Source organism: Halomonas sp. 707D4 (assembly GCF_024158685.1).
In the GTDB taxonomy this organism is placed as follows: domain Bacteria; phylum Pseudomonadota; class Gammaproteobacteria; order Pseudomonadales; family Halomonadaceae; genus Vreelandella.
On sequence record NZ_JAMZBD010000615.1, the window covers coordinates 1 to 1,556 of the forward strand.

Here is a 1,556-nt window from a genome sequence, read left to right on the forward strand (position 1 = left end):
CCAGGTGATCCAGGTGATCCGGGCGACCCTGGTGATCCAGGCGATCCAGGCGATCCAGGCGATCCAGGCGATCCAGGCGATCCAGGCGATCCAGGCGATGGGCTACTAGATCCAACTCAAGCAGCGGTAGCCGCTCTATTAGGCAGCCTCGAAGCCACGTTGGGTATCGAAGCAGGCTTGCTCAGTGACTTAGTGGATAACACGGAAGGTTTGAGGGACCTGTTGAACGATGCGTTAAGCCCGCTCCTGGGACGTGAGTTCACGCCCGATGACCCTAATGGCCTGGATGAACTCGATGGGCTGGTGAGTGAAGTGGCCGACCAACTGGGGGGGCTGCTCGACCCGGTCATCGCGCCACTGCTCGGTGAAGGACTGTCGGAAGCAGTATTCGACGCCATCGGCCTGCAGGTGGATTACGCTACCGACAGCATCACCAACCTGCTTCAGGACGGTCTGTTGGGTGGAGTATTGGCGGGACTGGGGCTTGCCGGAACCTTGGAAGGGCTGATCGGTGAAGATGGCCAGCTCGATGCGCTTCTACAAACGCTGCTGGGTGAAGGCAGCCTGATTGCTGGAACGCTCACCGAGCAAGGGCTGATTGGCGGGTTACTGGCAAGCGACGGAGCACTGGGAAGCGCATTGGCCGAAAATGGGCTCTTGAACCTTCTACTAGCCGAGGAGGGGCTGGTAGGTGGCTTGCTGGCCCAAGGCAGCGTGCTCAATACCCTCCTCTCTGCACTGCTCGATGACCAGGAAGTGTTGGGCAGCCTGCTCTCCGGCGTGCTGGGCGACGATGGCGGTGCGCTGAGTGGGCTGCTGCGCAACGGTGCCATGGAAGGATTGCTGGATGAATCAGGGCTGCTGGCCATGATACTGGGCTCCCAAGGCGTACTAGGGGAAGTGATCGACACTCTCGAGGTCTCGCTGGGTGAGCTGGCCGCTAGCCTGGGCCTCGACCTGGGTGACCTGCTGGGCGGTGAACTCTTGCCTGGGTTACTCAACGAGGGTGGTGCCGTCGACAGTCTGCTGGACGCTCTAGTGGGTGAAGGCGGTATCGTGACCCAACTGCTGGGAACAGGGGGAGCCGGGGGCGCCGTGGCCGAGGAGTTGCTGGGGGCCGAGGGGCCGCTGGCAACGCTGTTGGATAGCCTGGTGGGCGAAGCGGGCCTGCTGACGACCCTGCTGGAAGATTCCGGGCTCGGTGGAGACCTGACCAGCGAGCTTCTCGACGGCCTGCTGGGAGAGGATGGGCTTCTCGCTGGCCTGCTGGGTGAGGGTGGCCCGCTAGGCGATCTGTTCGGCGATGCCGATTTAATCGACGGCCTGCTCGGCGATCAGGGTCTGTTGGCGGGCTTGGTGAACGGTCTGCTCGGCAGCGGCGGTCTGCTCGACGGCGTTCCCTTGGACGACACCGCGTTCTTGAACGACCTGCTCGACAGCATCGTTGGCCCCACGGGCCTGCTGGCGGGGCTCTCGGTCTCGGCGGAGGTGGCGCTGGGGCTCCAGGCGGAGCTGATGGCCAACCTGTTGGGCCCGGACGGATTGCTGGCTGGCGT

General features: G+C 63.4%; 1 protein-coding gene. It reads left to right on the top strand.

All coding sequences use genetic code 11. From position 1 onward, the window contains the following. Positions 1-303: 303 nt before the first annotated feature. A partial coding sequence (locus tag BIS11_RS17205; protein ID WP_253586672.1) for a hypothetical protein occupies positions 304-1,556 on the top strand: 1,253 nt, incomplete at its 3' end.